This window comes from Streptomyces sp. (genome assembly GCF_035645055.1).
Lineage (GTDB): Bacteria > Actinomycetota > Actinomycetes > Streptomycetales > Streptomycetaceae > Streptomyces.
Genome location: NZ_DASQNH010000028.1, coordinates 1 through 14765, shown reverse-complemented (window position 1 = coordinate 14765; position 14765 = coordinate 1). Strand labels below are relative to the sequence as shown.

The 14765-nt window shown below is 71.6% G+C and carries 13 protein-coding genes; 7 read left to right on the top strand and 6 right to left on the bottom strand.

Annotation, left to right across the window (positions count from 1 at the left end):
• Positions 1-125: 125 nt before the first annotated feature.
• Positions 126-572: a MarR family transcriptional regulator gene (locus tag VE614_RS08915; protein WP_324934451.1), complete on the top strand. Its 447-nt coding sequence runs from the start codon at positions 126-128 to the stop codon at positions 570-572.
• On the opposite strand, the gene VE614_RS08910 is transcribed toward VE614_RS08915, so the two are convergent.
• Positions 541-1770 (bottom strand): MFS transporter, encoded by a 1230-nt coding sequence (locus tag VE614_RS08910; RefSeq protein ID WP_324934449.1) that lies wholly within the window; start codon positions 1768-1770, stop codon positions 541-543. The genes VE614_RS08915 and VE614_RS08910 overlap by 32 nt on opposite strands.
• Before the next feature lie 98 nt (positions 1771-1868).
• Here VE614_RS08910 and VE614_RS08905 point away from each other — a divergent pair, with 98 nt between their 5' ends.
• Both VE614_RS08905 and VE614_RS08900 read left to right on the top strand, forming a co-directional pair.
• Positions 1869-2942 carry a winged helix-turn-helix domain-containing protein gene (locus VE614_RS08905; RefSeq protein WP_324934447.1) on the top strand — a complete coding sequence of 358 codons (1074 nt, stop codon included), beginning with the start codon at positions 1869-1871 and terminating at the stop codon, positions 2940-2942.
• Between the two features lie 10 nt (positions 2943-2952).
• Positions 2953-3450 (top strand): glutathione peroxidase, encoded by a 498-nt coding sequence (locus VE614_RS08900; protein WP_324934445.1) that lies wholly within the window; start codon positions 2953-2955, stop codon positions 3448-3450.
• Positions 3451-3602: 152 nt separating this feature from the next.
• Here VE614_RS08900 and VE614_RS08895 read toward each other — a convergent pair whose 3' ends face one another.
• From VE614_RS08895 to VE614_RS08885, 3 genes are all read right to left on the bottom strand, one after another.
• Positions 3603-3794, bottom strand: a complete 192-nt coding sequence (locus VE614_RS08895; protein ID WP_324934443.1) for a DUF397 domain-containing protein — start codon at positions 3792-3794, stop codon at positions 3603-3605.
• Between the two features lie 175 nt (positions 3795-3969).
• Positions 3970-4833, bottom strand: coding sequence for a helix-turn-helix transcriptional regulator (locus tag VE614_RS08890; RefSeq protein WP_324934441.1), 864 nt, complete (start codon positions 4831-4833; stop codon positions 3970-3972).
• A gap of 289 nt (positions 4834-5122) precedes the next feature.
• On the bottom strand, positions 5123-5875 hold the full coding sequence (locus VE614_RS08885) for a GOLPH3/VPS74 family protein (RefSeq protein ID WP_324934439.1): 753 nt from the start codon (positions 5873-5875) through the stop codon (positions 5123-5125).
• A 217-nt stretch (positions 5876-6092) separates the two neighbouring features.
• Here VE614_RS08885 and VE614_RS08880 point away from each other — a divergent pair, with 217 nt between their 5' ends.
• From VE614_RS08880 to VE614_RS08870, 3 genes are all read left to right on the top strand, one after another.
• A complete protein-coding gene (locus tag VE614_RS08880) occupies positions 6093-8600 on the top strand; it encodes a D-alanyl-D-alanine carboxypeptidase (RefSeq protein WP_324934437.1) in 2508 nt (835 codons plus the stop codon).
• 196 nt (positions 8601-8796) lie between these two features.
• Entirely contained in the window at positions 8797-10629 is a 1833-nt protein-coding gene (locus VE614_RS08875; RefSeq protein ID WP_324934435.1) for an MFS transporter, read from the top strand.
• Between the two features lie 228 nt (positions 10630-10857).
• Positions 10858-12435 (top strand): sodium:solute symporter family protein, encoded by a 1578-nt coding sequence (locus VE614_RS08870; protein ID WP_324934433.1) that lies wholly within the window; start codon positions 10858-10860, stop codon positions 12433-12435.
• 29 nt (positions 12436-12464) lie between these two features.
• On the opposite strand, the gene VE614_RS08865 is transcribed toward VE614_RS08870, so the two are convergent.
• The gene (locus tag VE614_RS08865) at positions 12465-13580 is read right to left on the bottom strand and encodes an ADP-ribosylglycohydrolase family protein (protein WP_324934431.1); all 1116 of its coding nucleotides are present in this window, start codon (positions 13578-13580) and stop codon (positions 12465-12467) included.
• A gap of 363 nt (positions 13581-13943) precedes the next feature.
• Positions 13944-14345: an ATP-binding protein gene (locus VE614_RS08860; RefSeq protein ID WP_324934429.1), complete on the bottom strand. Its 402-nt coding sequence runs from the start codon at positions 14343-14345 to the stop codon at positions 13944-13946.
• Positions 14346-14458: 113 nt separating this feature from the next.
• Between VE614_RS08860 and VE614_RS08855 the strand changes: the two genes are divergently transcribed.
• Positions 14459-14765, top strand: a 307-nt coding sequence (locus VE614_RS08855; RefSeq protein ID WP_324934423.1) for a helix-turn-helix transcriptional regulator, incomplete at its 3' end; no start/stop codon positions are given.

Genomic DNA, 14765 nt, shown 5'->3' with positions numbered 1-14765 from the left:
CCGGTGCCGCCGCCGGATCGCCGCGCCCGGCCGCCGAGGCCCGGAAGGTCCCGGCCGGCTGACGTCCGCCGGGCCCGGTCTCGTACCCTGGCCGAATGGGCGAAGCCGTACCCGCAGGTGAGCGGATGGGTGTCGTGGCCGCGCTGGTGCGGTCGGCGTTCCTGGTGGACGCCGTGTACGCCGAGTCGGGCCGCCGGTTCGGTCTGACCCCGCAGCAGGGGCAGCTGCTGTGTGTACTGATGCCGCAGCCGTACGGCATGTCCGAGCTCGGCGCGATGCTGGGCCTGGCCAAGTCCAGCCTGACCGGCCTGGTGGACCGGACCGCGCAGCGCGGCCTGGTCCGGCGTGAGGCCGACCCCCGGGACAAGCGGGCCGTGCGGGTGGGTCTCACCGAGGAGGGCGCCGCGCTCGCCAAGGAGTTCTACGACGCGACCTGCCGCCGGATCGAGGAGCTGCCGTCGGGCCTCGCGCCCGCCGAGCGCGAGCAGCTGACCGCGCTGCTCGCCCGCGTGGTGCTGGACAACGAGGTCCCCCAGGTGTTCACCGAGCCCGAGCCGGAGCCGCGTCCGTAGCTCCGTCCGTGACCGCGTCGCCCTTCTCCTTCCCCGCCGTCCGCAGCCCCCGCGCCAGCATCCCCGTCACCCCGGCCGACGCCACCGCCATCACCGTCATCGCCACGCCCGGCGAGGAGAGTTGGGCCAGCGCGCCCGCCAGTGCCGCGCCCACCCCCTGCATCGTCAGCATCCCCGCGGAGTGCAGCCCGAGGGCGTGTCCGGAGAGTTCGTCCGGGGTGAGGGCGACCAGCCGCTCCTGCTGGACCAGACCCGCCCCGAACCCGGCGGACGCCACCAGCACCAGCACGGCGGCGACCGGCACCGGCGGGTGCAGGAAGAACAGCAGATACGGCCCGGCGAGGAGCAGCAGCAGCGGTACGCCGAGCCGGGCCCGCCGCCCCGGCGGCAGCAGCCGGCCGACCGTCACGTCCCCGGCGAACATGCCGAGCGCGGCGCAGGCGAACAGGGTGCCGGCGGCCTCGGGGGCGTAGGAGACGTACAGCGACTCACAGCCGACGATCAGCCCGTTGGGCACCCACAGGGCGAGGTACACGCACCGGCGGGCGGGCGACGACCACAGCAGCGCGTTGGACCGCCGGGTGGCGCGCACCGAGGGGCGGCCGGACGCGCGCGGCGGGCGGGCCGTGAGGCCCAGCCGCAGTCCGAGCGCGGCCCCGGCGTACAGCAGCGCCGCCAGCAGCAGCGCGGTGCGCGGCGACAGCACGGCGACCAGGACTCCGCCGGTCGCGAAGCCCGCGATCTGCGCGAGGCCGCTCATCATGCTGAAGAGCGAACGTCCGAGCAGGTAGCGCTCCGTGGAGAGGATCTCGGTCAGCAGCCCCCATCGCACTCCCCCGCCCAGCGAGGCCACCAGCCCCTGCGCGAAGACGACCGCGAGCACCGCCCACACCGGCAGCCCCGGCGCCGCGAGCACCGCCGTGCAGGCCGCGAACGCCAGCGCCACCCCGGTGAGGGTGGCCCTGGGCGGGAGCCGGTCCGCCCCGGACATCAGGAAGGTCGCCCCGACGACCTGGGCCAGCGACGAGCCGAACATGCTCACCGCCGCCAGCAGCGGCGACCCGGTCGCCCGGAACACCAGGGTGCCGAGCGCGAGCCCGCCGAGCGTCTGGGCGGCGGTCTGGGCGGCGGTGGACAGGAAGAGCGGAGTGAACTCCGGTGTGCGGAACAGGCCTTTGTAGCCGGGTGTTGTGCGCATGCCCGGAGTCTGTGGCGCCCGCGAACGCCTCGTTATTGTTTCGCACACCAGCGAAACCACAGAGTGCCCGGCGAGAGCCGGATGAGGGGGGACGGCCGATGGGCTGGTGGCAGGTCGACGCCGACACCCTCGCCCGCAGCCGGTTCCTGATCTCCCCCTACGCCGAGACCTTCGCGAGCCTGAAGCTGCTGCACACCGGGAGCGGCCGGCACCCCGGCGAGCAGGCCTGGCTGCGCGCCCATCTCCCCGGCTACCGCGCCCGCCTGGCCGCCGACCCGGTGACCGCGCTGCTGGTGCGGGCCGGGCTCGGCAGGGACTGGATCGCCGACTTCCTCACCCCGACCCCGCTGGACGGCGAGGACTTCGCGCGGGCCGCCGCCCGGATCCGCGCCACCGATCCGGCGGCGGCCCGCGCCCACCTGCGCCTCTCCCTGCGCGGGCCGCTCCCCGCCGAGCTGGACCGCGACGACCTGCCGCAGCGCGCGGCGGAGCTTCTCACCCAGGTCTGGACCGAGACCGTACGGCCGTACTGGGCCCGGCGCCGCCGCGTGCTGGAGGCCGACGTGGTGGCCCGGACCGCGCGGATGAGCCGGGGCGGCTGGGCGGCGGTGCTGGACGCGCTGCGGCCCGGCACCCGCTGGCTGGGCGCCAACCGTTTCCAGGTCAATCTCCACGAGTACCCGCCGCGCGACATCTCCGGCGCCGAACTCCTCCTCGTCCCGGTCACCCCGCGCACCGGCTGGGTGAGCTGGGAGGAGCCGGAGCGGCAGCGGTACGCCCTCGTCTACCCGTGCGCCGGCGTGCTCGCCGACGACCACGCCCGGCCGGTGCCCGCGAGCCTCGGCGCCCTGCTCGGCCGGGCCCGCGCCGCCGTCCTGGTCCTCCTCGGCTCACCCCTGAGCACCACCCAGCTGACGGCCCTGACCGGGCAGGGCCTCGGCTCGGTCGGACGGCATCTGCGGGTGCTGCGGGACGCGGGCCTGGTGGACGGGCGACGGGCGGGGCGCTCGGTGCTGTACGCCCGGACGGCGGCGGGCGACGTCCTCGTACGGTCGGCCGGGGAGGGACTGCGGCGCGAGGCCGGGGAGGGGGTTGCGCGCGAGGCCGGGGAAGGGCTTGTGCGCGAGGCCGGGGATGTGCCGGGCGGGGCCGCCGCCACCCGGCGGAGTTAGCATCCGCCCTATGACGACCAACGCATCCCCCCTCGACGTCGACATCGACGCCCTCCAGGGCGGCGCCGCCAACCTCAAGCAGTACGCCGGGCAGGCCGTGCTCGTGGTGAACGTGGCCTCCAAGTGCGGCCTGACCCCGCAGTACGCCGGTCTGGAGCGGCTCCAGGAGCGCTACGCCGCACGGGGCTTCACCGTGCTCGGCGTGCCCTGCAACCAGTTCATGGGCCAGGAGCCGGGCAGCGCCGCGGAGATCGCCGAGTTCTGCTCCGCGACCTACGGCGTGACCTTCCCGCTGACCGAGAAGGTCGAGGTCAACGGCGAGCACCGGCACCCGCTGTACGAGCGGCTGACCGGCTTCGCCGACGCCGAGGGGCACAGCGGAGACATCCGCTGGAACTTCGAGAAGTTCCTGATCGGCCGGGACGGCACCGTCGTCGCCCGCTTCTCCCCGCAGGTCGAGCCGGAGTCGGCGGAGATCGTCGCGGCGATCGAGGCGCAGCTCGGCTGAGCCGGGACCGGGCGGGGGTTCGGCGTGGCCCGTACGGGCAGTGCGGGCACAGCCGAGCCCCCTCGGCAAGGACGGCGGGCTCGTCGAGAGGGCTCTGAGGGTGGTGCTGCTGTGGTGCTGATGTGGTGCTCGTGCCCCGCGGGCGGTGCGGGCTACGCCTTGACCGAGGCCACGAAGGCGTTCCACGCGCCGGCGGGGAAGGCCAGCACGGGGCCCCGCTGGACCTTGGAGTCCCGGACGGCCATGGCCGACGGAACCGGGGACTTGATCTCGACGCACGCGCCGTTGCCCTGGGAGTAGGAGGACTTGACCCACTTGTCCGTCGCGCCCTGCTTGATCGCCATTTTCGCTCCAGTAACCAGTTGCTGAGTTGCTGCCTTTGCGCCAACGTTCTTGCTCGATGGCGTGATCGACGCTACTCGCCCACTCGGACGTCGGGAGCGACCATTCACTCGACCGGATGGCATATTCCAATAGGGTCTTCCGTCCGGTCGGGGGCACGGTGTACTTTGCGGCGCCTCACCGGAGACCGGCGTAGTCCTTCGCCACTTCGGCAAGGAATTCCCGGGTTTGATCGACATTCAGCGCCTGCGCCCGCAAATGCTCGTACATCACCGCATATTTCTGGACATCCTGCGCCTTCTCCAGATAGAGATCACTGGTGACGCCCTCGATGTAGACGACACTCGAATCGGCGGCGTCCGGAAACTCCAGAATCGCGTACTGGCCGCTCACCCCGGGATGCGCGCCCATCTGGAACGGGATCAACTGCACGGTGACATGCGGCAGCTGGGACATCTCCAGCAGATACTCCAACTGCTCGATCATCACCTGTTTACTGCCGACCTCGCGGCGCACCGCCGCCTCGTCGAGCACCGCCCACAGCCGCAGCGGGTTCTCCTCAGCGGCAATACGTTCCTGCCGGCGCAGTCTGACCTGCACCCGTTTCTCGATGTCGGTCGGTGTCGCCTCCGGCAGGGCACCCTGGATCAGCGCCTCCGCGTAACTGCGGGTCTGCAACAGGCCGGGCACCACCTGCGGGTCGTACACCCGCAGGCTGGCCGCGTCCGTCTCCAGGCCGATGTAGACGCTGTAGGGGATGTCGCCGAAGGAGTGCCACCACCCCTGCTGGCGCGAGTCCTTCGCCATCTGCATCAGCGAATCGACGATCCGGTGGTCCTCCACCTCGTAGACCCCGCACAGGTCGCGCACATCGCGCTGACTGATGCTGCGACGGCCGTTCTCCAGGCGGCTGATCTTCGACTGCGACACCAGCAGTCGCTCCGCCACCTCCTCGGCCGTCATGCCCTTGAGCTCACGGAGCCGACGCAGCTCCTGGCCCAGCCGGCGCCGCCTGACGGTGGGATTGACATTGGACGCCACGGGACGTGCACCTCCGGCTGCTGCGACTTTGCGTATCTGCTGTTGAGCAGACTGCCACCAAGCCGGTTCGTACCGCTGGGAAACACCGGATATGCGGCGGGTACACGCCAGATCCACAGATCCGCACACGCACGCGCGCATGCGTCCGCGCGGGGCGGCGGACGCGTGCGTCGTCCGAACGACGCGTTCCGCCACCCCGCGCGGCTCGCGCGGCTCCCGAAACCGGGCTTGTGTCGCCGTACTGCCTGTGTCCCGTACTGCCTTGTCCCGCTACTGCCGTGGAAGCAGCTCAGTGGGCCACGGCGCGGGCCATGCTGCCGCGGTGCGGCTGAGCCGGAACCCCGCGTGCGGGTTCGGCCGCCCTGGCTCCGGTGGCCGGCCGGCCTGCCGGTCCCGCCGCGGCACGGCGCGGCTGGGCCGCCACACCGTTCTGGACGTCCATCACGGCGTGCGCCACGAGGCCGCCCATGGGGTCGTGCCTGATCAGGTCCCGCAGCCGGGAGCGGGACGAGCGTCCCTCGTTCCCCGGATACAGGTGCTTGCCGAGACCCACGGCGTGCGCCAGGGCGGCGAGCGCCGCGGTCCGCGGGTCCGGCGGTACGCCGGTGCGGATCGCGGAATCCAGCCGGGCCCTGATCTCCCGGCTGATGGCGTTGTCCGTCGCCTGGTAGCGAGTCGTCGGCAGCACCCCGCACATCTGGCCCTCCACGGCATGCACCATGCCGCACCGCTCCAGATGCGAGAGGTACGTCTGGCGGAGCCCGAGACGCGGCCCGCCGATCCAGTGGACGGCCCGTACCGGAGCGCCGCGCCTTCGCAGCAACTCCAACGCGCAGTCCAGTGTCGGATCTCCTGTCGGCCGTGGTACCACCACGGCGATACGATCCCCGTCTGGGGCTATCCGTCCGGCCAGCGCCAGCTCCACTAGCTGTGCTCCGGCCAGACCCAGGTCGAGCGACTGCGGCTGTGCAGTGGTACCCGTGGCCGGGTCCAATGCCAGCAGCAGAAGCTCCTCCGGAAGTGTTCTGCGGCTCCTGCCCATCCATGCCTCCCCGCGTGGATGAATGACAGGGTGACCCCTCTCACATTGGTCTGTCGAGGGTGCGTGACCGGTTCGTGAGGGAACCGGTAGGTATGTCGTTCTCGTCTACCGCTTGGGTTTAACCCGCACACAGGACACTGGTACATGGTTCGGACACCGGTGTGGCCGGGGTGTCCGGGCGGTGGTTCGGTTCGGTAGGCGCACGGGAACGTGCGGCATGGAGGAGGCATCGGTGGCGGGCGAGTCCCCCGACAGGTCGAAGCAGCGCGAGTCGTCGGCAGAACCGACGTCGGGGAGCGCGGGTCCGGTTCCCGAGGCCAGGCGCGAGGCGGACGATCCGCGCCTCGCCGTGGCCCGGGCGGGTGTCGACACGGCGACGCGAATCCTCTCGGCCAAGGACCTCGCGGAGGCGCGCGAGGGCGCCGCCAGGGCCGCCGGGGGCGCCGGGGCCGCCGGGGCCGCCGGGAAGAAGGACGACGAGGAGCTGCGCGCCACGGTGGCGGCGTGGGTCCGCTCGGCGGACGACGCGCCGTCCGGCGGGGCCGAGCCCTCCCAGGAGGCCGAGGAGGCCGAATCCCGGGCGGCGAAGGGCGAGTCCGGGGCGGAGTCCAAGTCCGGGGCGGAGTCCAAGTCCGAGCCCGAGGCTGCGTCCGGGGGCGACGCTCAGGGCGAGAGGGACGGCGAGGACGTGGCCGATGGCGGCGACGAGCGCTCCGAGAAGGCCGGGGCGGATGCCGAGGCCGCGACGGCGGCTGCGGACGTGACCGCGGACGCGGACGGGAGCGAAACCGACGCCAAGGCGGACGCCGATGCCGATGCCGAGGCCGACGGTGGTGAGCCCGCCGCGGACGCGGAGGGCACCAAGGACCCGAAGGACCCGAAGGACCCGAAGGACCCCAGGAGCGACGCCGACGGCGACAAGAGCACGCCGGAGGCCGAGAAGGACGCCAAGGCGGAGGCCCGGCAGGGCTCCTCCAAGGCCGCGTCCGACGATGCCCCGGTCGACCAGCCCACCACCGTCTTCAAGGCCGTACGGCCGCCGAAGCCCGCGGTCGACCAGCCCACCACCATGCTGAAGCTGGGTGACGCCGCAAAGGCGAAACCCGCCGAGGAGCCCGCGAAGGCCAAGGATTCCAAGGACCCCGAAAAGGCCAAGGAATCCGAGGAGTCGGAGGAGTCGAAGGAGTCCGCCAAGGACTCCGGGAAGCCCGAGGACGGCGAGAAGGGCGACAACGACGCCGAGCGGACCAGCACGTTCGTCGCGCTGAAGCAGCTGGACGACCCGGCGGTCCGCAAGCCCCGCCCGGCCGCGCCCGCGAAGCCGGCCGCGCCCGAGAAGCCGGCCGCACCCGCGAAGCCGGCCGAACCGGCCGCCCGCGCCGACGTCACCACCGCCGTGCCCCAGATCGGCCCGGAGCGGACCACGCAGCAGCCGTTGCCGCCGAAGCCGCCGCTGGATCTGCTGGCGGAGCTGACGAACACGCCGCCGCCCCCGCAGACGCCGCTGCGCACGGCCGTGCGCCGGGTGAAGATCTGGACGCCGCTGGTACTGCTGCTGGTCGTCGTGGTCGCGGTGATCCAGTCGGTACGTCCGCTGCCGACGCCCACCCTCCAGCTGACCGCGGAGGACAGCTACACCTTCGACGGCTCCAAGATCGCGATCCCGTGGCCGCAGGACGGCCAGGCCGCCCTCGACGTCCAGGGCATCGGCACGTTCGGTTCGTCCGGCGAGCAGAAGCCGGTGCCGATCGCCAGCGTCGCCAAGGTCATGACGGCGTACGTGATCCTCCGCGAACACCCGCTGAAGAGCGGCGAGGAGGGGCCGATGATCAAGATCGACCAGGCGGCCGAGGAGCAGTCGGACGCCGGTCAGGAGTCGACGGTCGACGTCTTCGCGGGCGACCAGATCTCCGAGCGCGAGGCCCTGGAGAGCATCCTCATCGCGTCCGCGAACAATGTGGCGCGGCTGCTGGCCCGTTGGGACGCGGGCGCGGAGAAGGACTTCGTGGCGAAGATGAACGCCACCGCGAAGGACCTCGGCATGACCAACACCACGTACACCGACCCCTCGGGTCTGAACGACACCACGGTCAGCACGGCCGTGGACCAGGTGAAGCTGGCCAAGGCCGCGATGACGCTGCCCGCGTTCCGCGAGGTCGCCGCGATGATGTCGTACGACGACTACAAGGGCGTCAACCGCCGCAACTGGAACGAGCTGGTGGGCAGCAACAACGTGGTCGGCATCAAGACCGGCACCACCACCTCCGCCCTCGGCAACCTGGTGTTCGCCGCGAAGAAGGAGATCGGCGGCGAGACCCACACCATCGTCGGCGCGGTCGTGCGCCAGCCTCCGGGCGGCAAGGACAACACGATCCTCCAGGGCGCGCTGTCCGCGGGCGACCAGCTGATCCGGGCCGCGCAGGACGCGCTGGAGTCGGCGACGATCCTGAAGAAGGGCGACGTCGTCGGCTATGTGGACGACGGCCTGGGCGGCCGTACGCCGGTGGTGGCCACGCAGGACGTGACCGCGGTCGGCTGGCCGGGCCTGACGGTGAAGCTGTCCTTCGCCGCCGACGAGCTGCCGCACACCGCGAAGGCGGGCACGAAGGTCGGCGCGCTCACCGTCGGTGACGGGGCGACCGCGGGTGCCGTGAAGGTGCCGGTCGCGCTCCGGGACGATCTGGTCGAGCCGGGCTTCGCGGACAGGCTGACCCGTATCGGCTGATCACACCGCATGCGCGCACCCCGCCGGGGACCCACGAGGGAACCTTCCGGCGGGGTGCGTGCTAGCGTCACGAATCGGGACAGGCCGCCCGCGCGGGGGACGCGGACGGGAACTCCCGGAGACCCTCAAGGGAACGGTCGGCGAACGGACCACGCGGCCGAGAACAGAAGAAGCGGGACACGGGGAGTGCCTTCAGGTGGCCACTGCGGAGCCGACACGCACCGACGACACCGGTCCGGGCCCGGGAGACGGCCCGCGAATACGCGTACCCGCCGGCCCGCCCGAGCGGCCGGAGGAGTCGCGGCGATCGGTGGTCACCGCCGTCCGTGACCGGGTGCGGCGCCACCCCGCGCTCTTCGTCACCGCCGTGGCCGGTGTGCTGCACATCGTCTGGTTCTTCACATTCGCGAACAGCGGTGGCGATCTCGCGGCACAGGACGCCTGGGCCGAGTTCGTCGGCCGGCACCCGGACTCGGCGTACAACCTCGCCTGGTACGGCGGGATGCACCCGGTCTCGTACAGCGTGGTGTCGCCGTATCTGATGTCGGTGCTCGGCGTCCGGACGACGATGATGATCGCCGGGACGCTGTCGGCGGGCCTGCTGACGATGATCCTGATCCGCAGCCGGGTGGTGCGCAATCCGCTGTGGCCCGCGCTGGCGGGCGTGTTCGGGCTGCTCGGCAACGCGGTCTCGGGCCGGGTCACCTTCGGCCTCGGCACCCTCTTCGCCCTCGCGGCCGTGGCGGCGGTGTTCTGCTGGCCGTACCGCTGGCGCTACAAGCGCTGGGCGAAGGCGCTGTGCGCGGCGCCGCTGGCCGCACTGGCCACCATGTCGTCGCCGGTCGCGGGCCTGTTCGTGGGCCTGGTCGCGGTGGCGCTGTTCCTCCAGAAGCGGCGGCCGGGCGCCTGGGCGCTGGGCCTCGGGCCGACCGCGGTGGTCGCGGTCTCCGCGTGGGCGTTCCCGTTCTCCGGCACCCAGCCGATGTCGTTCGGCTCGTCCCTGCTGCCGATGGTGTACGCGCTCCTGGTCCTCCTGCTCGTCCCGCGCGAGTGGACGACCGTGCGGATCACCTCCGCCGTCTACTTCCTCGCCATTCTCCTCGTCTGGCTGATCAGCTCGCAGATCGGCTCGAACATCACGCGCCTCGCGATGCTGTTCGCGGGCGTGGCGCTGGTGGCGGCGCTGCCGTTCGCGGTGCCGCGTTCGCGCAAGTGGTACGCGCTCGTCCTCGCCGTCGTCGGGTTCGTGGCCTGGATAGGCTACAAATCGGCCGATGACGTCATACGCACCACGCCGCGCGCCTCCTGGGCCCGCGAGCTGGCCCCGCTCGTCAACGAGTTGCAGGAGGTCGGCGCCGACAAGGGCCGCGTCGAGGTGGTCCCGGCCCGCTCGCACCGCGAGGCCTCCGCGCTCGCCCCGTACATCAACCTGGCCCGCGGCTGGAACCGCCAGGCCGACATGGAGCGCAACCCGCTCTTCTACGACGACACCCTGAACTCGGCCAACTACCACCTGTGGCTCAAGCGCTGGGCGGTCCACTTCGTGGTCCTGCCGAAGGACGAGCCGGACGGCGACGGCGGGCAGCGCGAACGCGAGTTGGTGCAGCGCGGTCTGCCGTACCTGGAGCAGATCTGGGGCGACGCCAACTGGCAGCTGTTCCGGGTGAAGGACCCCGCCCCGCTCGCCGACCCGCCCGCCACCGTGGAGCGCGCCGAGCAGGGCGAGATGACCCTCCGGGTCAGCGCGCCCGGCCGGGTGCTCATCCGCGTCCCCTACTCGCCCTGGCTGAAGCTGGTCGACGAGGAGGGCAAGGGCGTGGAGGGACCGCGCGAGACCGAGGAGTCCCAGGACCGTCCCGACGGCGAGCCGAAGACGTACGAGAACGTCAACGGCTGTCTGATGGAGACGGAGGAGGACGAGGAGGGCGACAAGTGGACGATGCTCCTCGCGCCCCGCGCGGGCACCTACCGGCTCGCCTCGCCGTACGACTGGCCGCGCGGGACGCCGTGCCCGGAGGAGCTGCGGTGAGCGGTGGGGCCGGGGCGGTCGGCGTGTTTCGCTGACGTCATCCGAAGGGAAGGGCCGACGGTTGCGCCGGCCCTTTTTCTCCGTTCAGGTGTGTGAACGAGAGTCACCAGAGAGAACAATTTTGCCAGCCCTTGACCTCCAGGTTCCTTGTCGCGCCCCTGTCACCCCACTCACGATGAGCGGGCCGTTCACAAGGCGGACCCTGGGCGGACCCTGGAAGGGTGGCACATGAACAGTCTCGACTGGGCCGTGCTCATCGGCTACTTCGGCGTGATGGTCGCGATCGGCGTCTGGTCGCACAAACGCGTCGACAACGTCAGCGACTTCTTCACCGCCGGCGGCAAGATGCCCTGGTGGCTGTCCGGCATCTCGCACCACATGTCCGGCTACAGCGCGGTGATGTTCACGGGCTACGCGGGCATCGCCTACACCTACGGCGTCACCTCCTTCGTCACCTGGTCGTTCCCCATCGCCCTGGGCATCGCCATCGGCTCGAAGCTGTTCGCCCCGCGGATCAACCGGCTGCGCTCCCGGCTCCATGTGGCCTCCCCGCTGGAGTACCTGAAGAACCGCTACGACCTGAAGACTCAGCAGGCGCTGGCCTGGTCCGGCATGCTGCTGAAGATCGTCGACGTCGGCGCGAAGTGGGCGGCGATCGCGACGCTGCTGTCGGTCTTCACGGGAATCTCCCTGAACCAGGGCATCCTCATCACCGGCACCATCACCGCCGTCTACTGCACGATCGGCGGCCTGTGGGCGGACGCGCTGACGGAACTCGGCCAGTTCGTCATCCAGTTCCTCGCCGGCATCGCGATGTTCGTCGCCGTCGTCATGGAGTTGAACGACAAGGGCATCGGCTTCCTCGGCGCCTGGGACGAGCCCGAACTCCAGGGCCACGGCGAACCGCTGGTCGGCCCCTACGGCACCGTCTTCCTGCTCGCCTTCCTCTTCATCAAGCTCTTCGAGTACAACGGCGGCATGCTCAACCAGGCCCAGCGCTACATGGCCACGTCCGACGCGTACCAGGCCGAGCGCTCGGCCCGCCTCTCGGCGATCCTGTGGCTGGTCTGGCCGCTGGTCCTCTTCTTCCCCATGTGGATGTCCCCCCTGCTGGTCGAGTCCCAGAAGGCCGACGGCTCCGACTCCTACGGCCTGATGACCGAGCAACTGCTCCCGCACGGCCTGCTGGGCCTGGTCATCGTCGGTTTCTTCTCCCACACCATGGCCATGTGCTCCTCCGACGCCAACGCCATCGCCGCGGTGTTCACACGGGACTGCGCACCGGTCGTCTGGCGGCGGGCCCGGGCCTGGAGCGAAGGCCAGGGCCTGCGGGTCGCCCGCATCACCACGGTCGTCTTCCTGGGCTTGTCGATGGCGGCGGCGACGCAGGTCAACTCCCCCACCTTCGGCGACATCATCACCGTCGTCATCAAATGGGTCGCCGGCCTGATGGGCCCCATGGCCATCCCCATGATGCTCGGCCTGCTCCGCCCCTTCCGCCGCTCCGGTCCCACCGCCGCCCTCACCAGCTGGGCGACCGGCCTGTTCGCCTTCTGGCTGGTGAACTACCCCGTCCACTGGAACATCGACGGCGGCGTCCCCCTCCAGTACCAGGTGTCGATCCCGCTCGCCGTCTCCCTGTTCCTCTACATCCTCATCGGTTACCTCAAGCCGGAGGACACCCCGGAACGCCTGGCCATCATCGAGCGGATCAACACGGACGACGACGGCCCGGGCGGCGCGGGCGCCGCGGCGGCGATCCCGACCCAGCAGGGCGGGGCGCCGGGAGTGGCGGTGAAGGACTGATCAGGCCGCTCAGACGCTGATCCGGCCGCTCAGGCCCTGGGGTACCGGGCCAGCCACGCCGGGGACGCCCCCGCCGGGCTGTGCAACGCGGGCCCCTGGGTCATCTCCATGGCGAAGTCGTCGGCGAGTTCCAGGATGGTGGGGCGGCCCTCCAGTTCGGCGAGCCAGGCCGGGGGGAGGGCCGTTTCGCCGTGGAGGGCGCCGAGGAGGCCACCGGTGAGGGCGGTGGCGGCGGCGGAGGGACCGCCGTGGTTGGCGGCGAGGCGGAGGCCGTGGCGTACGTCCTCGCCGACGAGCGTGCAGTAGACGGCGGCGGACAGCACGCCCTCGGCCGTGCCGTCCCCGGCCAGTTCCTCCACGCGGCCGGGCGTGGGGATGCCTTGCCGCACCGCGCCCAGCGCCTGCTGCAACGCTCCTGACACCGGCTCGTGCCCCGGCCGCGCCACCAGTATCGCGAGCGCGTGCTGTACGGCGCCGTCGAGGCTCTCGCCGCGGGCCAGTCCGTGGACGATGACGGCGTACGCTGCGGCGGCCAGGTAGGCGGTGGGGTGCCCGTGGCTCTGCGCCGCGCACTCGACCGCCAGCTGGACGACGAGCTGCGGTTCCCAGCCGACGAGCAGCCCGAAGGGCGCGGAGCGGGCGGCGGCCTCGGGCCCGGCCTCGCCGGGATTCTTGGGCGTTTCCAGCGTCCCCATCTTCTCGTCGCCGAAGCCGATCAGGAGGGCGCGGGTCGGTCCCCGGCGGGCGTACAGCCACTCCTCCCGGGCCAGCCAGCCGTCCTCCTCGCGCCGCTCGTCCGGCCCCCAGTCCCGCTGGGTGGCCGCCCAGCGCAGATACGCCCGGTGCAGGTCGGTCGGCGGGTGCCAGGCGCCGGTGTCCCGGCGCACCTGGGCGCGTATCAGGCCGTCCACGCTGAAGAGGGTGAGCTGGGTGAGGTGCGTGACGGCGCCGCGCCGGCCGTGGGCGGGGACGAGGTCCACGACACCCTCCGGGCCGTACGTCTCCCGGATCTCCTCGATCCCCATCCCGTCGACCGGCGCCCCGAGGGCGTCCCCGACGGCCACGCCCAGCAGCGTGCCGCGCACCCTGCTCCGGAAGTCCTGCTGCTCGGCCCGCCCCCAGACAGGCCCGGCTGTCGCACCCACCTAGACCTCCCCGGCGAACCGTCCGCTCCGCTCGTACGACGCGAGCACTGTAATCGAACGGGGGTGGCGGGGCTCAGGGGACGAATCGGTGGCTTTCGGCCGTACCAGGTGAACGTTGCTCGTCGCAGGTCTTGGCGGGGGGCCGACCGGGGTCCCGGCGGGCAGCGACCAGTCGTCGTGGTGCGGTTCGTTGACGTGCTCTACTCCGCGGGAAGAGCCTTCTTCCTTGGCGATCAGGCCCTCGCACTGGGATGGCAGTCCCGGCGAGGGCCGATGCGTGTCTGGGGTCGCCGCGACCGACGCTGCACCGAAACGTTCGGTTCTTTCCCCGGTTCCTGGTCTTTGGCGTCGGGCGTCACCGGATCAGGTCCGGCCGCGACGCGGCGCCATTTCGGCCCACACGGTCTTGGCGCTGGGCGGCGCCTCCTCCACGCCCCAGTGCGCCGCGTATGCCGTCACGATGCGCAGCCCCCTGCCGGACTCCGTGACGTCACTCACCGGGTCCGGGACACGCGGGATCCGGTCACCCCGGGCGTCGGTCAGCTCGATACGCAGGGTGCCGTCGGGGCGCAGACGCAGACGCAGGCGGAAGTCCCGCCCGGGGACGCGGCCATGGAGTACGGCGTTGGAGGCCAGCTCCGCCACCACCTGCGCGGCGTCCTCGTACGGCTCGCCCCAGTCGGCGAGTTGGCGTTCCGCGAGGAGTCGGGCGAGACGGGCGCCCCGTCCGGTGGCCGAGAGCTGCACGGCGAATTCGTGGTTCACGTCACCCAGCGTGGCCGCACTTCCCTACGCTGAACAGTGACCGCAAAGACACAGACAGTGACTGTACGGGTGCGTGGGTGCACCGTACGGCTGGTACATCAGGAGGGGAAGGCGTGGAGGACGGGGAGGCCGAGGCCGTACTCAGGATGGTCGGCCGGCAGATCAAGGCGTGGCGGGAGCAGGCCGGCCTGAAGCAGGCGGAGTTGGCCGCGGCGATCGGGTACGGCGAGGAGATGGTGTCCTCCGTGGAGTGCGCGCGGCGAATCCCGAAGCCGGAGTTCCTCGACAAGGCGGACGAGGTTCTGGGGGCGGGCGGGAAGCTCGCTTCCATGAAGGAGGACGTGGAGCGGGCCCGGTATCCGAAGAAGGTCCGGGACTTGGCGAAGCTGGAGGGGGAGGCGGTGGAGCTGGGGGCGTACG